The organism is Streptomyces sp. NPDC005803 (genome assembly GCF_040630435.1).
Classification (GTDB): Bacteria; Actinomycetota; Actinomycetes; order Streptomycetales; family Streptomycetaceae; genus Streptomyces.
Genome location: NZ_JBEXXO010000005.1, coordinates 112,175 through 129,919 on the forward strand (window position 1 = coordinate 112,175; position 17,745 = coordinate 129,919).

The window sequence follows — 17,745 nt, forward strand, 5'->3', positions numbered from 1 at the left end:
GCCCCGGACCGGGGCGAACAACGGGCCCGCCCCGGACCACCGCACCCCGCGGAGCAACGGGCCTTCAGATCAGGGATTCCAGCCGCACCGACGGGTCCGCCAGGGCGTCCGGGTCTACCGGCTGGCCGGCCTTGATCAGTTCCTGCACGGTCTCCGTGACGTCCCACACGTTCACGTTCATTCCGGCCAGCACCTTGTGGTCCTTCAGCCAGAACGCGATGAACGCGCGCTTGCCCGCGTCGCCGCGGATCACCACCTGGTCGTAGCTGCCGGGCGGCGCCCAGCCCGAGTACTCGAGGCCGAGGTCGTACTGGTCGGAGAAGAAGTACGGCACCCGGTCGTAGGACACGTCCTGGCCGAGCATGGCGCGGGCGGCCGCCGGGCCGCTGTTCAGCGCGTTGGCCCAGTGCTCCACCCGCAGCCGGGCCCCGAGCAGCGGATGGGCCACGTTGGCCACGTCTCCGGCCGCGAAGATGTGCGGGTCGCTGGTGCGCAGCGAGGCGTCCACGGCGATGCCGCCGCCCTGCTCGCGCGGGGCGATGTCCAGGCCCGCGGCTTCGGCGAGGGCGGCGCGCGGGGCGGCGCCGATCGCGGCGAGGACGTCGTGGGCGGGGTGCTCCTCGCCGTCGTCGGTGCGGACCGCGAGGACCATGCCGTCCTGGCCGACGATCTCGGTGAGACGGCCGCCGAAGTGGAAGCGGACGCCGTGGTCGCTGTGCAGATCGGTGAAGAGCTGGCCGAGTTCGGGGCCGATGACCCGGAGCAGCGGGGTCGCCTCCGGTTCGACGACGGTGACCTCGGCCCCGTATCCGCGGGCCGCCGCGGCGACCTCCAGGCCGATCCAGCCGGCCCCGGCGATCACCAGATGGCCGTTGTCGCGGCCGAGCGCCGCCAGCACGTTGCGCAGCCGGTCGGCGTGGGCGAGGCGGCGCAGGTGGTGGACGCCCGCCAGGTCGGTGCCCGGGATGTCGAGGCGGCGCGGTTCGGCCCCGGTGGCCAGGAGCAGCTTGTCGTAGTGGATGACGGTGCTGTCGCCGAGCTCGACGGAGCGGGCTTCGCGGTTCAGCGCGGTGACGGGCTGGCCGAGGTGGAGCTCGACGTCGGCCCGCGCGTACCAGGCCGTCTCCTGGACGAAGACGCTGTCGCGGTCCTCCTTCCCGCTCAGGTACCCCTTGGACAGCGGCGGGCGTTCGTACGGATGGTCGCGCTCATCGCCGATCAGGATGACCCGGCCGCTGAAACCCTCCGCCCGGAGCGTCTGGGCTGCCTTCGCTCCGGCGAGTCCTCCGCCGACGATGACGAACGTCCGATGTGCGTCGACCACTTGATGCCTCCTCGGTACTTGCTGCGCGGCGCCGACTGCGAGCGTCCCGCACGCAGCGTGATGGCGAAAGGGGGTGTGACCCGATCAGGTCACACCCCGTGGTCATAAGCCAGTGTGCCGATCAGGGCCGGCGCCGTGCGGAGCGGGGTGCCGGGCCCGCGGGGCGCGGCCCTGACCGTGCGGTTCAGCCACGGCGCGCGGTGAGCGAGTGGTGCAGGGCGCGGGCCGAGGCGTCCGTCAGGGCGGCGATCTGGTCGACCAGAACCCTTTTGCGGGCGCGGTCGTCGGGGGCCGCCTCGTACAGCGCCCGCAGCTGCGGCTCCAGTCCCTCGGGTGCGCGGGCCGTGAGCGCCGCGGCCAGTTCGGCGATGACGATCCGCTGGTCGGCCCGGATCGCCTCCTGCTCGGCGCGCTGCATGACGTAGCGGTCGGCCACGGCCTTGAGGACCGCGCACTCGTGGCGCGTCTCGCGGGGGACGACGAGCTCGGCGCCGTATCTGCCGAGGCGTCCGGTGCCGTACGCCTGCCGGGTGGCGGTCTCGGCGGCGAGGCAGAAGCGGCCGATCAGCTGGCTGGTGGCGTCCTTGAGCCGGGCCTGGGCGACGGCCGATCCGTCGTAGCCGTGCGGCCACCAGTCCTGGCCGATGAGCCGGTCCAGGGCGTCGGACAGCTCCTGGGGATCGGTGTCGGCGGGGACGTACCGCCCGATGGCGACGGACCAGATCTCCTGGCGTTCGGGCTCGGCGTCGAGGCAGTTGGGGTCGATGTGCCCGGCGTGCAGACCGTCCTCGAAGTCGTGGACCGAGTACGCCACGTCGTCGGACCAGTCCATCACCTGGGCCTCGAAGCACTTGCGGCCCTGCGGGGCTCCCTCGCGGAACCAGTGGAAGACCGGCAGGTCGTCCTCGTACACCCCGAACTTCGGCGAGCCGGGGTCGGTGGGGTGGGCGCCTCTGGTCCAGGGGTACTTGGTGGCGGCGTCGAGCGCGGCGCGGGTCAGGTTGAGGCCGACGCTGACCAGTTCGCCGGTGCGGGTGTCGGGGACGAACCGCTTGGGTTCGAGGCGGGTCAGCAGGCGCAGGGACTGGGCGTTTCCCTCGAAGCCGCCGCAGTCGGAGGCGAAGTCGTTGAGCGCCTGTTCGCCGTTGTGCCCGAAGGGCGGGTGGCCCATGTCGTGGGAGAGGCAGGCCGTCTCGACCAGGTCGGGGTCGCAGCCGAGCGCGGCGCCGAGTTCCCGGCCGACCTGGGCGCATTCCAGCGAGTGTGTGAGCCGGGTCCGGGGGCTGGCGTCCCAGACGTGGCTGCGGGTGCCGGGGGTGACGACCTGGGTCTTCCCGGCGAGCCTGCGCAGGGCCGCGGAGTGCAGCACCCGGGCGCGGTCGCGCTGGAAGGCGGTGCGGCCGGGCCGTTTGTCCGGTTCGGTGTCCCAGCGCTCGGCGTCGGCGGCGCCGTAGGGCGCCGGGCCGGGGTCCTGTGTTCCGTACGCGTGGTCCGTGCCGTCCATGCCGTCCGTGCCGTTCATGGGAGCGACACTAATCCGCCGGACTGACAGGAGCGCTCAGGCGGAGGCCAGGAAACGTGTGTTCATCAGGGTGTCGTGTGCCGGCGCGCCGGTGGCCCGTGCCTGGTCGTAGCGGTGGAGCAGCAGGCGTGCCATGGCCGGGTGGGCGCCGAGCGGGGCCGCGGCGATCCAGGTCGCCTGCGCCGCGGCGGCCGAGGCGAAGCGTCCGGGGGCGGTGAAGTACGAGGCGACGGCCACCCGGCGGCGGCCGCGTGCGGCCAGCGCGCGCAGGGCGGCCGGGACGGTGGGTGTCGCGGCGGAGGCGTACGCGGGCACGACGGGCACCCCGCCGAGCCGTTCGCTGAGCGCTCGCGCGGTGCGGCGGGTGCCTGCGGCCGATTCGGGGTCCCGTGAACCGGCGGCCGCGAGGACCACGGCGCTGTCGCGGTTCCCGTCGTCCCGGGTCCGCCAGCCGGCCTCGGTGAGCCGGCCGTGGAGCGCCTCGATGAGCAGCGGGTGCGGCCCCAGGGGGCCGGCGGTGCGGGTGCGCAGGGCGGCGGCGCCGGCGACGGCCTCCGGGATGTCCTGCTTCACGTGGTAGCCGCGCCCCAGGAGCAGCGGCACGAGGACCGCCTCGCCGCTCCCCAGGGCGTCCAGGGTCTGCGGGAGGAGGGGTGTGTTGAGCTCGATGTGGCCGAGCCGGACGTCGAGCCCCGGCCGCAGCTCCCGCACCCGGGCCAGGAGGGCCGTCACCGTGTGCAGCGCCCGCGGGTCACGGCTTCCGTGCGCGACGGCGACGAGTGCGGGGGCGGCGGGTACGAGGGGGCTCACGTTGCCGGGTGCGGGCTGCGGGGTGCGGTGCATGGGCCGTCGGGTTCCGTTCAGGGAGACGAGGCTGAGCTGGGTGCCGAGCTGTGCGGTGATACGGATCAGCAGTTGCGCCGTGCTGTCGAGGGGCGGGGACTCCTGAGGACGTTCCGGTGCCGGCTCCGTCATGCACCGATGGTGCCGTGCGCAGGTTGCCGCCTCGTTGCGCGCCGGTCACATGCGTTTTCCGCCGCCTCACCGGCAGCGCTCGCCCGCTGTCAGACGGCCGCCGCCTCCCCGGGGGCCCCCGCCTCGTGGTGGACCGCCGGCGCGGGCCGGCCCTGCCCTGCGAACAGGCGTTCGATGACGAGGGCGACGCCGTCCTCCTCGTTGCCGGCGGTGTGCGTCGGCACGGCGGCCAGCACGGCCGGGTGGGCGTTGGCCATGGCGTAACCGGTCCCCGCCCAGGTGAGGACGGTGAGGTCGTTCGGCATGTCGCCGAAGGCGATGACCTCGTCGGCGTCGATGCCCCGTGCGGCGCAGAGCACCTCGAGGGTGCCCGCCTTGGTGACGCCCGGCGCGCTGATCTCCAGCAGTCCGCGCCCGCCCGAGTGGGTGAGCTGCACCTCGTCACCCGCGCCCTGCCGGGCGGCGGCCAGCAGGGTGTCGGCGTCGAGCCGGTCGGACCAGGCGAGCAGTTTGGTGACGGGGGCCTCGGTCAACCAGAGGTCGGCGAGGCTCGGCACGGGCAGTTCGGCGCCGGCGTCCTCGGACATGCGCAGCCGGTAGGCGGGTTCGTACCGCACCTGGTCGCCGCTCTCCAGGGCGAAGCCCACCTCGGGCACCGCGGCCGCCAGGGCGGTGGCCACCCGCCGGGCGGTGGCCAGGGGCAGGAGGCGGGAGGAGAGGACGGTGCGGGTCGCGATGTCGTACACGAGGGCCCCGTTGCTGCACACCGCCGTGCCCAGGAGGCCGGCGGCCTCGGCGAGCCGGTCGACGAAACGGGGCGGCCGGGCCGTGACGATGACGATCTCCGCGCCGGCGTCCTGGGCCGTACGCAGGGCTCGCAAAGTGCGCGGGGAGAGGGTGCCGTCGTTACGGAGCAGGGTGCCGTCGAGATCGGATGCGATGAGCCGGGGAAGCAACATCGGCCGATGCTACCGACGCCCGTCCGCGAGAACCCTTCCGGCCGTCCGCTCGTCACCTCATAGGGGACGGTGCGGAACGGGCACGGGGACACACAGGAACGGGGGGTACGCATGCGGCTGCCGGTGCGAGGGGTGACAGGGGCCTGCCGGTCACGGCTGCGCGGGGCCGCCGCCCGGTTGCGGCCGCGGCTGCCGCGGACCCGGCGGGGGCGGCGGCGGGCCGTGCAGGGGGTGATGGCCGCCTGTGTGCTGGCGCTGGCGCCGGCCACCTGGATGCACACGGTCGCCGACGCCCGGGTCAGGACGACGGCCGACGTGCCCGCGCAGCAGGTCGCGGTGGTGTTCGGCGCGGGACTGTGGGACGGCAGGCCGTCCCCGTATCTCGCGAACCGGCTGCGGGCCGCGGCCGAGCTGTACCGGGACGGGAAGGTGAAGGTCGTGCTGGTGACCGGTGACAACAGCCGGGTGGAGTACGACGAGCCGGACGCGATGCGCACGTTCCTGGTCGCCCACGGGGTGCCGGACAACAGGATCGTCAGCGACTTCGCCGGCTTCGACACCTGGGACTCGTGCGTGCGGGCCCGGAAGATCTTCGGGGTCGAGCGGGCCGTGCTGGTGAGCCAGGGGTTCCACATCCGGCGGGCGATCGCACTGTGCCGGGCGGCGGGCATCGACGCGTACGGCGTCGGCGTGGAGGCCGTACACGATGCGACCTGGTACTACGGCGGCACGCGGGAGGTGTTCGCGGCGGGGAAGGCCGCCCTGGACGCCCTGTTCAAGCCGGACCCGCACTTCCTGGGGCCCCGCGAGCCGGGTGTGGAGAAGGCCCTCGCCACCGCCGCCCGGTGACGGCGCGGCGCACCTCACCGCGGGCTGCCGGGCGGGCTGAGGTGCGCGTACCGGCGGCGTAACCGGGAGCGGGCGCCCGTGTAACACCCGGCTCGCAGGCTGGGGGCATGACCAGCACCGCGACTGCCGCCACCGCGACCCACTGCCCCTACTGCGCACTGCAGTGCGGCATGAACCTGCGCCCGGCCGCCGGCGACGCGGTCGTCGAGGTGGAGGAACGCACCTCCTTCCCCGTGAACCGGGGCGCGCTGTGCGGCAAGGGCCGGTCCGCGCCCGCCGTGCTGTCGTCCGCGGTGCGGCTGACCGGACCGCTCGTGCGCAACGCGGCGAGCGGGGAGCTGGAGCCGGCCGGCTGGGACGAGGCACTGGCCCGGATCGCCGACGGGCTGCGCGGGACGCGCGCGGAGCACGGCGCCGACGCGGTCGGGGTGTTCGGCGGGGGCGGGCTGACCAACGAGAAGGCGTACGCCCTGGGCAAGTTCGCCCGGGTGGTGCTCGGCACCTCGCAGATCGACTACAACGGCCGGTTCTGCATGTCTTCGGCTGCCGCCGCGCACCAGCGGGCGTTCGGTCTCGACCGGGGACTGCCGTTCCCGCTGGAGGACATCCCGCGCACCGGGTGCGTGATCCTCGTGGGGTCGAACCTCGCGGAGACGATGCCGCCCGCCCTGCGCTACCTGACCGAACTGCGGGAGAACGGCGGCCGGCTGATCGTCATCGATCCGCGCCGCACGAGGACCGCCGAGCAGGCGGACCTCCATCTGGCGCCCCGCCCCGGCACCGATCTGGCGCTCGCACTCGGCATGCTCCACCTGGTGGTGGCGCAGGGCCGGGTGGACGAGGAGTTCGTCCGTGAGCGCACCAGCGGCTGGGACGAGGCGCGGGCCGGGGTGATGGCCCACTGGCCGGAGCTGGTGGAGCGGCTGACCGGCGTGCCGGTGCCGCAACTGCGGGCGGCGGTCGAGATGTTCTGCGAGGCGGAGAGCGGCATGGTGCTGACCGCGCGCGGCCCCGAGCAGCAGTCGAAGGGCACGGACACCGTCGGCGCCTGGATCAACTTCGCGCTGGCCACCGGGCGCGCGGGCCGGCCGCTGTCCGGCTACGGCTGTCTGACCGGGCAGGGCAACGGCCAGGGCGGCCGCGAACACGGCCAGAAGGCCGACCAGTTGCCCGGCTACCGCAAGCTCACCGACCCGGCGGCGCGCCGCCATGTCGCGGGGGTCTGGGGGGTCGATCCGGACACCCTGCCGGGACCGGGGCGCAGCGCCTACGAACTGCTGGACGCGCTGGGCACCGAGGTGCGGGCCCTGCTGGTGATGGGGTCGAACCCGGTGGTGTCCGCGCCGCACGCGGGACATGTGGAGGAGCGGCTGCGGTCGCTGGACTTCCTCGCGGTCGCCGATGTGGTGCTGTCCGAGACGGCCGCGCTGGCCGATGTGGTGCTGCCGGTGACGCAGTGGGCGGAGGAGACCGGGACGACAACCAACCTGGAGGGCAGGGTGCTGCTGCGCCGGCGTGCGGTCACCGCTCCCGAGGGTGTCCGCAGCGATCTGGACGTGCTGCACGGGCTGGCCGGTCTCCTCGGGCACGGGAAGGGGTTCCCGGCCGACCCGGAGGAGGTGTTCGACGAGCTGCGGCGGGCCTCGGCGGGCGGCCCGGCGGACTACGCGGGCATCACGTACGAACGGATCGCGACCGAGGACGGGGTCTTCTGGCCGTGTCCGGACACGGAGCACGCCGGTACGCCGCAGCTGTTCCTGGACCGGTTCGCAACGGACGACGGGCGGGCCAGGTTCGTCCCCGTGACGCACCGGCCGTCCGCCGAGGAGACGGACGCGGAGTATCCGGTGGTGCTGACCACCGGCCGGGTCGTCGCCCAGTACCAGTCGGGGGCGCAGACCCGCCGGGTGGCGGAGCTGAACGCCGCCGCTCCGGGCCCCTTCGTGGAGCTGCACCCGCGGCTCGCCGAGCGGATCGGGGTGGCCGAGGGCGGTCCGGTGGCGGTCACCTCACGGCGCGGGCGGGCGGTGGCGCCCGCCCGGATCACCGGGGCGATCCGGGAGGACACCGTGTTCATGCCGTTCCACTGGGCGGGTGAGGGCCGGGCCAACACGCTGACCAATCCGGCTCTGGACCCGGTGTCGCGCATGCCGGAGTTCAAGGTGTGCGCGGTGCGGGTGGAGGCGCTCGTCCCGGGCCCGGGCGCCCCTCAGAGCGAGGTCACCGGGGCCGTCTCGGCCGAGACCCAGCCGAGGTAGCGGGCGCTGCCCCGGAGCACCGGGAGGGCGATGATCTCCGGGGTGTCGTAGTCGTGCGCGTCCTGGAGGTACGCCTCCAGTTCGTCGTACCGCTCGGAGGTCGTCTTGAAGGACAGCTGCCACTCCTCGGTGGTCTCGATGGCGTTCTGCCACCGGTAGACCGAGGTGAGGGGCGCGGAGATCTGGACGCAGGCGGCGAGCCGCGCCTCCACCGCGCCCTGCGCCAGGAGGTGGGCCTTCTCCTCGCTGTCCGTCGTGGTCAGCACGGTCAGCCATGCGGGCGGTGTCACGTTCGGTCTCCTCGGATCGGCAGCGGTTCCTCCCCCGATTGTCGGGCCGGTGCCGCCGGGGAGCAGTCAGCCGCCGTACGGACGGGCCGCCCTGGCGTCCCTCAGCGCCCGCCCCCACCAGAGGAGTTGGTCCAGCAGCGTCTTGGCCGCCGCGTCGGGGCCGACCGGGTCGCGGTGCCTGCCCTCGTCGTCGAAGAGGGCGCCGGCGTTGTGGAACGAGACGGTGTCGCGGATCGTGACGGCGTGCAGTTCGGCGAATACCTGCCGCAGGTGCTCGACCGCGCGCAGACCGCCGGAGACGCCGCCGTAGGAGACGAACGCGACGGGCTTGGCCTGCCATTCGGTGAAGTGCCAGTCGATGAGGTTCTTGAGCGGGGCCGGGTAGGAGTGGTTGTACTCGGGGGTGATGACGACGAAGGCGTCGGCGGCCGCCAGCCGGCCGGAGACCTCGGCCAGCAGGGCCTGGTCCTCGGGTCCGGGGCTGTGGGAGAGGGCGGTCGGGAGGTCGAGCGCGGCGACGTCGATCAGGTCGGTCCCGATGCCGGGGTGGGCGTCGGTGCGGGAGCGGAACCAGTCGGCGACGACGGGGGCGAACCGGCCCTCGCGGTTGCTGGCGAGGATGACCGCGACCTTCAGCGGGGCGGTCCCGGGCGGAGTGGTGGCCGTGGTTGCGGCTGTGGTGAGGTCCATGCGAAGAGGCTCGTACATCAACCATGGTTGAGGTCAAGCGTTCGCCGCCGCTCCGTCTCCCGCGCGCGTCGGCATACGGTGTGCGGCATGACGACTCCAGCGGCCGTACCGCTCCCCTACGCCGAGTTCGACGGGCATCCGGCCACCGAGGACGATCTGCGGGGGGCCGCCTTCTCCGGCTACGGCCACTTCACGGCCATGCAGGTCCGGGGCGGCCGGGTGCGGGGCCGCGAGCACCATCTGGAACGGCTCGACTCCGCGAACCGGGAGCTGTTCGCACACCCTCTGGACGGCGGCTCGGTACGCGAACGGGTCCGGCACGCGCTGCGGAGTGCGGGGACGGCGGACGCCTCGGTGCGGGTGCACGGCCTGCGGGCGCCCGGCCCCCGCGCGACGACCCTCATGGTCACGGTGCGCGGACCGGCCCGGATGGAGCCGGGGCCGAGGACCCTGATGTCCGTCCCGTACGCGCGCACCGCTCCGCACCTCAAGCGTCCCGGCGACTTCGGCCAGACGTACTACGGGGATCTCGCCCGCCGGGCCGGCTACGACGACGCGCTGCTGACCCTGCCCGACGGCTCCGTGACCGAGGGAGCGATCACCAACATCGGTTTCTGGGACGGCACTTCGGTGGTCTGGCCACAGGCGCCCGCGCTGCGGGGCATCACCATGACGCTCCTGGAGCGGCAGTTGCCCGGCGCAGGCGTGCGGTCGCTGCGCCGGGCGGTGAACCGGGAGGGCGTGGGGGCCTACCGCTCGGCGTTCGTCACCAACTCGCAGGGCATGGCGCCGGTCGCCCGGATCGACGACACGGCGTTCACGGTCGACGAGGAGCTGATGGAGCGGCTGGCGGCGGCGTACGAGGCCGCCCCCTGGGAGACCGTCTGACGCGCGGCCCGGCGGACCGCCGCGAGGGTGGACCATGGAACCCATGCCGAACCCCGCCGAAGGACCGCCGTCGCCCCTGCTGATCCACATCGAGGGCTCCCGCCTGCCCGGCCGCGACTGCGGGCCGGGCGGCGACTTCGCCGGCCGGGAGAACATCCACGTGGGCGTCCAGCGCAAGGACCGGCCCGGCGAACTCCTCGGACTGCACCCCGGCGACGCCCCCCTCGCCCGCTGGACCCTGGAGTGCACCACGACCGGCGGCCCGGACGGCGTCGAGGTGAGCGGGCCGTACGTGCAGGACCGGCTCGGCGGACGGTTCGTCTATCTGTCGTGGGGCACGGTCGACGGGGACGGCCTGTTCTCCATGTTCCGGCGGGCCAAGCTGATGTTCGCCGACATCGACGGGGGCGTCCTCGAAGCGGCGGCGCGCTCCGGACACCTCACCGCGCGGCTCCCGCTCTCCGACGCCGAGGGGCAGCCGCTCTGCGCCCGGGTCCGGCCGCCCGTCATCACGTGGTCCGCCGCCGCGCCCGCCTGAGGGGCCGCCTCGCCTCCCCGCACAGGCCGGACCGCCCCTCACCGGGCCCAGGGGGGGCGGGTCGGGTGAGGGGCGGTGGCCGGGGGCGGCTGTGCACGCCGTCCCGTGGGGGGTATTCCTCGTGTGCCCTCGGAAGCCCGGATCATGCGTGTGACGTACACCACTTCCTCCTCGTCGGTGTCACCCGATCGGCGCCGGAGGCCGAAGAGCGGGCCCCCGCCTCCGCGAACACCGCCGTGACCTGCGCACATGCGGGGTGGCAAGGAGGCGGCGCCGGGCCGGTCGGGTGAAAGCTGACTTGGTGTCAGCGTGCGTGGATGGCGGGCCGACCGTTAGCTCGGAACCAGGACACACCAGCCCGGCGCCATCCCCGCTCGGAGGAACCCCCCATGCGCAGTCCTGTTCGCCTCGTGACCGGCTCCGCCGCCGCGGCCCTCGCCGCTGCCGCGCTCGGCATCGGCGTCGCCGCCCCGTCCGCGTACGGGGATGAGCTGGGGCCATTGGAGATCACTCCCGCACGTGCCGCTCCGGGCGCCACCGTCACCGTGAACACCACCGCCTGCGGCAGCGACACCGCTGCCAAGGGTGACGCGAGCGCCCTGGACGCCCCCGAGTTCCCGCTGGCGCCGGCCACCCTCGAGGAGGTCCTGGCCGGTTCGTTCCGGGTGCCGGGCAACATCGAGCCGGGGCCGTACAGCATCGACGTGGCCTGCGAGAACGGCAAGCGGGCCACCGGGGAGATCGAGGTGAAGGCGGCAGGCACCGCGGGCGAGGAGACCCGCCCCGCGACGGACAGCCCCGCCGGGTCCACCGAGGCGGACTCCCCCGCCGGCGCCGGCCTGCCCTCGGACCCCTACGACTCCGAGGAGTACGACACCACGGGGCTCGACGAGGCCGAGGCATCCGGCGAGTCCCTCGTGCCGGACGCCCCGGCGCTCCTCGGCCGCCCCATGCCCACCGCACACCCGAGCCCCTCGGGGCACGAGAGTTCCGCCGGGCACGACAGTGCGTCCGGCGACTACGAGACCCCCTCCGGCCACCGCACCTCGGCCGCTCCCACCGCCCCGACGGGGCATGTGAAGACCGGTGTCGGCGGCAGCGTCGGGCCGGACACCACCCAGATCGCGGCGGGAGCCGGCGTTCTCGCCGCGACCGCCGTCGGCGGAGCCTGGCTCCTGCGTCGCCGGGCGAGCGGCACGCGGGACGGCAGCTGACGGAGACTTCCACCTCTCCGTACCGCCCGGTTTCCGTCCCGGTGGCCTCGCGCCACCGGGGCGGGACCTTTCTCGTCCGGGGCCTTCCGGCCTCGTCACCCGTCACCCGTCCCCCGGAGGACGACCGTGTCCCAGAAGGCCAAGGGCTGGCTGCTCGTCGTCGCGGCGCTGACCGGTCTCTGGCTGGTCCGCAACGGCGCCGACACCCGGCTGACCCCGCCGGCCCCCGCCTCCGCCGACGCCTTCGCCGCCGGTCCCGGGCTGCTGCCCGGATCGCCGGTCGCCGAGCCGCTGCGGCCCTCGGCGCCCGTCCGCATCACCATCCCGGGCATCCGGGTGGACGCCCCGGTGATGCGGCTCGGGCTCGGACCGGACGGCAGCCTCGACGTACCCCCGGCGGGGAACACCGACATCGTCGGCTGGTACAAGGACGGACCGCCGCCCGGCGCCAAGGGCACCGCGATCGTCGCCGGTCACGTCGACAACGCCGAGGGCCCGTCCGTCTTCTACGACCTGGGGTCGATGCGCAAGGGCAGCACCGTCGAGGTGCTCCGCCAGGACGGCCGCACCGCCGTCTTCTCGGTCGACGCGATCGAGGTGTACGACAACGAGGACTTCCCCGACCGGCGGGTGTACGGGGCCTCGGAGCACGCGTCGCTGCGCCTGATCACCTGCGGTGGCGGGTACTCCGACGCGACGGGCTACCAGGGCAACGTGGTGGCGTACGCCCACCTCACCGGTGTGCGCTGAGACCGGGCCGGAGCCGTAGTCAGGCCTGCCACTGGTCGAAGGCGAGCTTCGCGACCAGCGAGAAGACGACCACCAGCAGCACGCCGCGGACGAACTCGCTGCCCTTGCGCAGCGCCATCCGCGCCCCGAACAGGCCGCCCGCCAGGTTGAACACCGCCATCAGCGCGGCCAGCTGCCACATCACGTTGCCCTGGTAGGCGAACATCGCCAGCGCGCCGGCGTTGGTGCAGACGTTGACGATCTTGGCGGTGGCGGAGGCCGTCACCAGGTCGAGGTGGAGCACCGCGGTGAGCGCCAGCACGAGGAAGGTGCCGGTGCCCGGCCCGAACAGCCCGTCGTACAGGCCGATGCCGCCGCCCACCAGGACGATCGCGGTGACCGTGCGGGCGCGGGTGACCTGGGGCGCGGCGCCGTCCTCGGCCGACCGGCCGAACTGGGGCCGCAGCATCACGAACGCCGCGACGGCCAGCAGCACCACCATGATCACCGGGCGCAGCACCTCGCTGCTGATCCCGGCGGCGAAGAAGGCGCCGGTCATCGAGCCGGCCAGGGCCGCCAGCCCTATCCGTACCGCTGTGCCGACCTTCACGGGCGCCCTGCGCGCGTAGGTGACGGCGGCGCCCGACGTGCCGACGATCGCGACGGCCTTGTTGGTGCCGAGGATCTGGGCGGCCGGGACGTGCGGCAGGCCGAGCAGCAGGGCGGGCAGCAGGAGCAGGCCGCCGCCGCCGACCACCGCGTCGATCCAGCCGGCCGCGGCCGCGGCGAGGCACAGCACGACGAGGGTGGTCACGGTGATGTCAGGCATGATCGCGACCCTAAGGAGAAGGTACGTGCCCCGTCCAACCGTCTCGTGGTTCCGGCGGAAACCTTGAGCCAACTCTGAGGTTGCCACGGCGATCGGCCCTCACAGGCGCGTTCCCGGGGCGCTGAGCGCAAGGTTCCTCCGGGGAAACAGCGGGGATCCGGACGGGTAACACCCCCGGGCCACGCTCTGTGTCATGAGGACACGGACGGAGAACACGGCGCGGGTGGTGGTGATCGGCGCCGGGATGGCGGGCGCACGCCTGGCCGCCCGGGTGCCCGATGTCACCGTCATCGGCGAGGAGACGCACGCCCCCTACAACCGGGTGCTGCTGGCCGAGGTGCTGGCCGGACGGTACGCGGCGGAGGTGATCGCGCTCCCGCCGGCCGAGGTCAGGCGCGGGGTGCGGGTGGTGCGGATCGACCGGGAGGACCGGCTGGTCCACTGCGACGACGGAAGCGTCGTGCGCTACGGGCGGCTGGTGCTGGCGACCGGCTCCAACCCGGTGCTCCCGCCGCTGCGGGGGCTCGGGCACGCGATGCCGGACGGGGTGCACGCCTTCCGCACCCTCGACGACTGCCTGGCGCTGCGCGCCTCGGTGCGGCCGGGGGTGAGCGCGGTCGTCATCGGCGGCGGCCTCCTGGGCGTCTCGGCGGCCCGCGCACTGGCCGAATGCGGCGCCCAGGTGGTCCTGGCCCACCAGGGCGAGCACCTCATGGAGCGGCAGCTGGACGCCGAATCGGCCGAACTGCTGCGGCGCCACCTGGAGTCCCTGGGCGTCGAGGTGCACACCGAGTGCCGGGTCCGCGGGCTGCGCTGCGCCGACGGCGCGGTCCGGGCCGTGGAGCTCGCCGACGGCTACGAGCTGGCGGCCGAGATCACCGTGCTGGCCTGCGGGGTGCGTCCCCGCACCGGCCTCGCGCAGGCGGCCGGGCTGGAGGTCCGCAAGGGCGTCGTCGTCGACGACCAGCTGCGCACCTCCGATCCGTACATCCACGCCGTGGGCGACTGCGCCGAGCACCGCTCCACCGTGTACGGGCTCGCGGGCCCGGCGCTGGAACAGGCCGATGTGCTCGCCGAGGTGCTGGCCGGACGGCCCGCCCGGTACGACGGCACCCGGGCGCTGACCCGGCTGACGCTGAACGGCCCGGACGACCCCGGGGCCGGAGCACTGGATCTCGCCGCCTTCGGCGACTCCCGGCCGCTGCCCGGCGACGACGTGATCCGACTGGCGGACGCCACCCGGGGCGCGTACCGCACGGTCGTCGTCCGCGGCGACCGGCTGGCGGGCGGTGTGCTGCTCGGCGATCTCGCCGCGGTCGGCACGCTGGCCCGCACCTGGCAGGACGACGCACCGCTCCCCGCCGAAACGTCCCTGCTTCACCTGCTCACCAACGACGGAGGCTTCTGAGATGCCGGTGTCCACTTCCCCGACCGCCCACACCTCCACCGCAGCAGCCGTGCCGACCATCGTGGTCGTCGGGCACGGAATGGTCGGCCAGCGGTTCCTGGAGGCCCTCGCCGACCGCGGGCTGACGGCCGCCGCCGGCACCGCCCGGGTCGTCGTCCTGTGCGAGGAGCCCCGCGCCGCGTACGACCGGGTGCAGCTGACCTCGTACTTCTCGGGGAAGACCCCCGAGGACCTGTCGCTGGTCGAGCAGGGCTTCATGGAGCGGCACGGCTTCGAGCTGCGGGTCGGTGACCCCGCCGAGTCGCTGGACCGGGAGGCGCGCACGGTCACCGCGCGCTCCGGCGAGACCTTCACGTACGACACGCTGGTGCTGGCCACCGGTTCCTACCCGTTCGTCCCGCCCGTCCCCGGCAAGGACAGCGAAGGCTGTTTCGTCTACCGCACGATCGAGGACCTGCTCGCGATCGAGGAGTACGCGAAGACGGCGACGACCGGCGCGGTCGTCGGCGGCGGCCTGCTCGGCCTGGAGGCGGCGGGCGCGCTGAAGGGGCTCGGACTCGAGACCCACGTGGTGGAGTTCGCGCCCCGGCTGATGCCGGTGCAGGTGGACGAGGGCGGTGGCGCGGCGCTGCTGCGCACCATCGAGAACATGGGCCTCACCGTCCACACGGGTGTCGGCACCCAGGAGGTCACCGCGGGCGAGGACGGCTCGGTGAACGGGATGTCCCTCTCCGACGGCTCCTCGCTCGCCACGGATCTGGTGGTCTTCTCCGCGGGCGTACGGCCCCGCGACCAGCTGGCCCGGGACTGCGGACTGGCGGTCGGCCAGCGCGGCGGCATCATCGTCGACGAGGAGTGCCGCACCTCCGACCCGGCGGTCTTCGCGATCGGCGAGTGCGCGCTCGCCTCGGACGGCCGGGTGTACGGCCTGGTGGCGCCCGGCTACGAGATGGCGCAGACGGCCGCCGAGGTGATCGCCGGCAAGGAGGCCGCGTTCACCGGCGCCGACCTGTCGACGAAGCTGAAGCTGCTCGGTGTGGACGTGGCGTCATTCGGTGACGCCCACGGCGCCTCCGAGGGCTGCCTCGACGTCGTGTACGCGGACTCCCGCTCCGGCGTCTACAAGAAGCTGGTGATCGGCCAGGACGGCACGCTGCTCGGCGGGGTGCTCGTCGGGGACGCCGACCAGTACGGCACGCTCCGCCCGATGACGGGCACGGTCCTCCCGGTCGCCCCCGAGCAGCTGGTCCTGCCGGCCGGCGCGGGCGGCCCGGTCACCCTCGGCCCCTCCTCGCTGCCCGACGAGGCCGTGATCTGCTCCTGCCACAACGTCACCAAGGGCGCGATCTGCGAGCACACCACGCTGCCCGAGGTGAAGAAGTGCACCAAGGCCGGTACGGGCTGCGGCAGCTGCGTCAAGGTCATCGGCCAGCTGCTCCCGCAGAGCCAGGACAAGGGCCTGTGCGGCTGCTTCTCGTACACCCGCAGCGAGCTGTACGAGATCGTGCGCACCCTGGAGATCACCTCCTACGCCGAGCTGCTGGACTCGCACGGCCGTGAGCAGGCGCGCGGCGGCGACGGCTGCGAGATCTGCAAGCCGACGGTCGGTTCGGTCATCGCCTCGCTGGCGCCGACGGTCGGCGCGAGCGGCTATGTCCTGGACGGCGAGCAGGCGGCCCTCCAGGACACCAACGACCACTTCCTCGCCAACCTCCAGCGCAACGGCTCGTACTCGATCGTGCCGCGCATCCCCGGTGGTGAGATCACCCCGGAGAAGCTGATCGTGATCGGCGAGGTGGCGCGGGACTTCGGTCTCTACACCAAGATCACCGGTGGTCAGCGGATCGACCTGTTCGGCGCCCGCGTCGACCAGCTGCCGCTGATCTGGACCCGGCTGGTCGACGCGGGCTTCGAGTCGGGGCACGCGTACGGGAAGTCGCTGCGGACGGTCAAGTCGTGCGTGGGGCAGACCTGGTGCCGCTACGGGGTCCAGGACTCCGTGAAGATGGCGATCGACCTGGAGCTGCGCTACCGGGGGCTGCGCTCCCCGCACAAGCTGAAGTCGGCGGTCTCCGGCTGCGCCCGCGAGTGCGCCGAGGCCCGCGGCAAGGACTTCGGGATCATCGCCACGGCCGGCGGCTGGAACCTGTACGTGGGCGGCAACGGCGGCGCCACCCCGCGCCACGCGGACCTGCTGGCCCAGGACCTGTCCGACGCGGAACTGGTCCGCCTCATCGACCGGTTCCTGATGTTCTACATCCGCACGGCGGACCGGCTGGAGCGCACCTCGACCTGGCTGGACCGGATCGAGGGCGGCCTGGAGCACGTGCGGGACGTCGTCGTCCACGACTCGCTGGGGCTCTGCGACGAGCTGGAGCGGCTGATGGCCGACCACGTCCGCGGCTACCGCGACGAGTGGGCCGAGACCATCAACGACCCGGAGCGGCTGCGCCGCTTCGTCACCTTCGTCAACGCACCCGACGCGCCCGACCCGTCGGTGAAGTTCGTCCCGGAACGCGACCAGGTCAAGCCCGACCTGGACATCCTCGCGGGCCCGGTTCTCGCCATCCGTACTCTTGAAGGGACCGCCTCCTGATGACGACGCAGACGATGACCGAGACGACCGAGACCGCGCACGACGCCCGGATGATCCGGCTCGCCGCCGGCGACGACTGGCTCACGGTCTGCGACCGCTCGCTGCTGACGCCGGGCCGTGGCGTGGCCGCGCTCCTCCCGGACGGCCGGCAGGTCGCGCTGTTCGTGGACCGGGCGGGGCGTGCGTACGCGATCGACAACCGCGACCCGTTCACCGGCGCGTACGTGCTCTCGCGCGGGCTGGTCGGTTCGGACGGCGGGCAGCCGTTCGTGGCCTCCCCGCTGCTCAAGCAGCGCTTCGACCTGGCGACGGGCGCCTGCCTGGACGACGACGAGGTCTCGGTGCCGGTCTTCGAGGTCCGCGCGGACTGAAGGAGCGCTGCGGGCACGGAGGTCCAGCTGATCACCGTTCCCGGTCCTGTGGATGAGTGAGCCGGCAGCAGGCGTCACTCCAGGCGGGTGAGGAGGGACGGCCGACCCAGCGGTAGCGCGGGGTCGGCCGTCCCTTCGGCGTTGGGCGCTGCGGGCAAGCGGGGATGGCGGGGATGCGGGACCACCGGCCCGGCCTGGCCCCAGGTGCTACCCGTGGACGGGGCAAGCTGCGCTGGTCCGGCACCTGACACCCCGTGAGCCGGCCTGACGGACCACCGATTGTTCACGCCACCAGCACATATGAG

General features: G+C 73.6%; 16 protein-coding genes. 9 read left to right on the forward strand and 7 right to left on the reverse strand.

What is annotated here, in order from left to right; all coding sequences use genetic code 11:
- Positions 1 to 64: 64 nt before the first annotated feature.
- The 4 genes from ABZ454_RS09435 to ABZ454_RS09450 form a co-directional block, all read right to left on the reverse strand.
- Positions 65 to 1,324: an FAD-dependent oxidoreductase gene (locus tag ABZ454_RS09435; protein WP_359536866.1), complete on the reverse strand. Its 1,260-nt coding sequence runs from the start codon at positions 1,322 to 1,324 to the stop codon at positions 65 to 67.
- Between the two features lie 184 nt (positions 1,325 to 1,508).
- Complete coding sequence (locus ABZ454_RS09440; RefSeq protein WP_359536867.1) at positions 1,509 to 2,846, reverse strand: deoxyguanosinetriphosphate triphosphohydrolase; 1,338 nt, start codon at positions 2,844 to 2,846, stop codon at positions 1,509 to 1,511.
- A gap of 36 nt (positions 2,847 to 2,882) precedes the next feature.
- Positions 2,883 to 3,821, reverse strand: a complete 939-nt coding sequence (locus tag ABZ454_RS09445) for a sirohydrochlorin chelatase (RefSeq protein WP_359536868.1) — start codon at positions 3,819 to 3,821, stop codon at positions 2,883 to 2,885.
- Between the two features lie 89 nt (positions 3,822 to 3,910).
- Positions 3,911 to 4,780, reverse strand: coding sequence for a Cof-type HAD-IIB family hydrolase (locus tag ABZ454_RS09450; protein WP_359536870.1), 870 nt, complete (start codon positions 4,778 to 4,780; stop codon positions 3,911 to 3,913).
- A gap of 111 nt (positions 4,781 to 4,891) precedes the next feature.
- On the opposite strand from ABZ454_RS09450, the gene ABZ454_RS09455 reads away from it, so the two are divergent.
- Together ABZ454_RS09455 and ABZ454_RS09460 are read left to right on the forward strand one after the other, a co-directional pair.
- Complete coding sequence (locus ABZ454_RS09455) at positions 4,892 to 5,629, forward strand: ElyC/SanA/YdcF family protein (RefSeq protein WP_359536872.1); 738 nt, start codon at positions 4,892 to 4,894, stop codon at positions 5,627 to 5,629.
- 107 nt (positions 5,630 to 5,736) lie between these two features.
- Positions 5,737 to 7,887, forward strand: coding sequence for a molybdopterin oxidoreductase family protein (locus tag ABZ454_RS09460; RefSeq protein ID WP_359536874.1), 2,151 nt, complete (start codon positions 5,737 to 5,739; stop codon positions 7,885 to 7,887).
- Here the strand turns inward: ABZ454_RS09460 and cutA are convergent.
- On the reverse strand, positions 7,839 to 8,177 hold the full coding sequence (cutA, locus tag ABZ454_RS09465; RefSeq protein WP_356319056.1) for a divalent-cation tolerance protein CutA: 339 nt from the start codon (positions 8,175 to 8,177) through the stop codon (positions 7,839 to 7,841). The genes ABZ454_RS09460 and cutA overlap by 49 nt on opposite strands.
- Before the next feature lie 66 nt (positions 8,178 to 8,243).
- On the reverse strand, positions 8,244 to 8,867 hold the full coding sequence (locus ABZ454_RS09470) for an NAD(P)H-dependent oxidoreductase (RefSeq protein WP_359536876.1): 624 nt from the start codon (positions 8,865 to 8,867) through the stop codon (positions 8,244 to 8,246).
- Between the two features lie 87 nt (positions 8,868 to 8,954).
- Between ABZ454_RS09470 and ABZ454_RS09475 the strand changes: the two genes are divergently transcribed.
- From ABZ454_RS09475 to ABZ454_RS09490, 4 genes are all read left to right on the forward strand, one after another.
- Positions 8,955 to 9,755: an aminotransferase class IV family protein gene (locus ABZ454_RS09475; protein WP_359536878.1), complete on the forward strand. Its 801-nt coding sequence runs from the start codon at positions 8,955 to 8,957 to the stop codon at positions 9,753 to 9,755.
- Between the two features lie 43 nt (positions 9,756 to 9,798).
- Complete coding sequence (locus ABZ454_RS09480) at positions 9,799 to 10,293, forward strand: DUF5990 family protein (RefSeq protein ID WP_356319059.1); 495 nt, start codon at positions 9,799 to 9,801, stop codon at positions 10,291 to 10,293.
- A 389-nt stretch (positions 10,294 to 10,682) separates the two neighbouring features.
- Positions 10,683 to 11,507: a hypothetical protein gene (locus ABZ454_RS09485; RefSeq protein WP_359536879.1), complete on the forward strand. Its 825-nt coding sequence runs from the start codon at positions 10,683 to 10,685 to the stop codon at positions 11,505 to 11,507.
- Positions 11,508 to 11,633: 126 nt separating this feature from the next.
- Positions 11,634 to 12,257: a class F sortase gene (locus tag ABZ454_RS09490; protein ID WP_356319061.1), complete on the forward strand. Its 624-nt coding sequence runs from the start codon at positions 11,634 to 11,636 to the stop codon at positions 12,255 to 12,257.
- Positions 12,258 to 12,276: 19 nt separating this feature from the next.
- Here the strand turns inward: ABZ454_RS09490 and ABZ454_RS09495 are convergent, their stop codons facing one another.
- Positions 12,277 to 13,065 carry a TSUP family transporter gene (locus ABZ454_RS09495; protein ID WP_356319062.1) on the reverse strand — a complete coding sequence of 263 codons (789 nt, stop codon included), beginning with the start codon at positions 13,063 to 13,065 and terminating at the stop codon, positions 12,277 to 12,279.
- 193 nt (positions 13,066 to 13,258) lie between these two features.
- Here ABZ454_RS09495 and ABZ454_RS09500 point away from each other — a divergent pair, with 193 nt between their 5' ends.
- From ABZ454_RS09500 to nirD, 3 genes are read left to right on the forward strand one after another with little or no spacing between them, the layout of a single operon-like run.
- Positions 13,259 to 14,473 carry an FAD-dependent oxidoreductase gene (locus ABZ454_RS09500; protein ID WP_359536882.1) on the forward strand — a complete coding sequence of 405 codons (1,215 nt, stop codon included), beginning with the start codon at positions 13,259 to 13,261 and terminating at the stop codon, positions 14,471 to 14,473.
- A gap of 1 nt (position 14,474) precedes the next feature.
- Positions 14,475 to 17,069 (forward strand): nitrite reductase large subunit NirB, encoded by a 2,595-nt coding sequence (nirB, locus tag ABZ454_RS09505; protein WP_359536884.1) that lies wholly within the window; start codon positions 14,475 to 14,477, stop codon positions 17,067 to 17,069.
- The gene (nirD, locus tag ABZ454_RS09510) at positions 17,069 to 17,440 is read left to right on the forward strand and encodes a nitrite reductase small subunit NirD (RefSeq protein WP_356319065.1); all 372 of its coding nucleotides are present in this window, start codon (positions 17,069 to 17,071) and stop codon (positions 17,438 to 17,440) included. Before nirB ends, nirD begins: the two co-directional genes overlap by 1 nt.
- Positions 17,441 to 17,745: the final 305 nt, after the last annotated feature.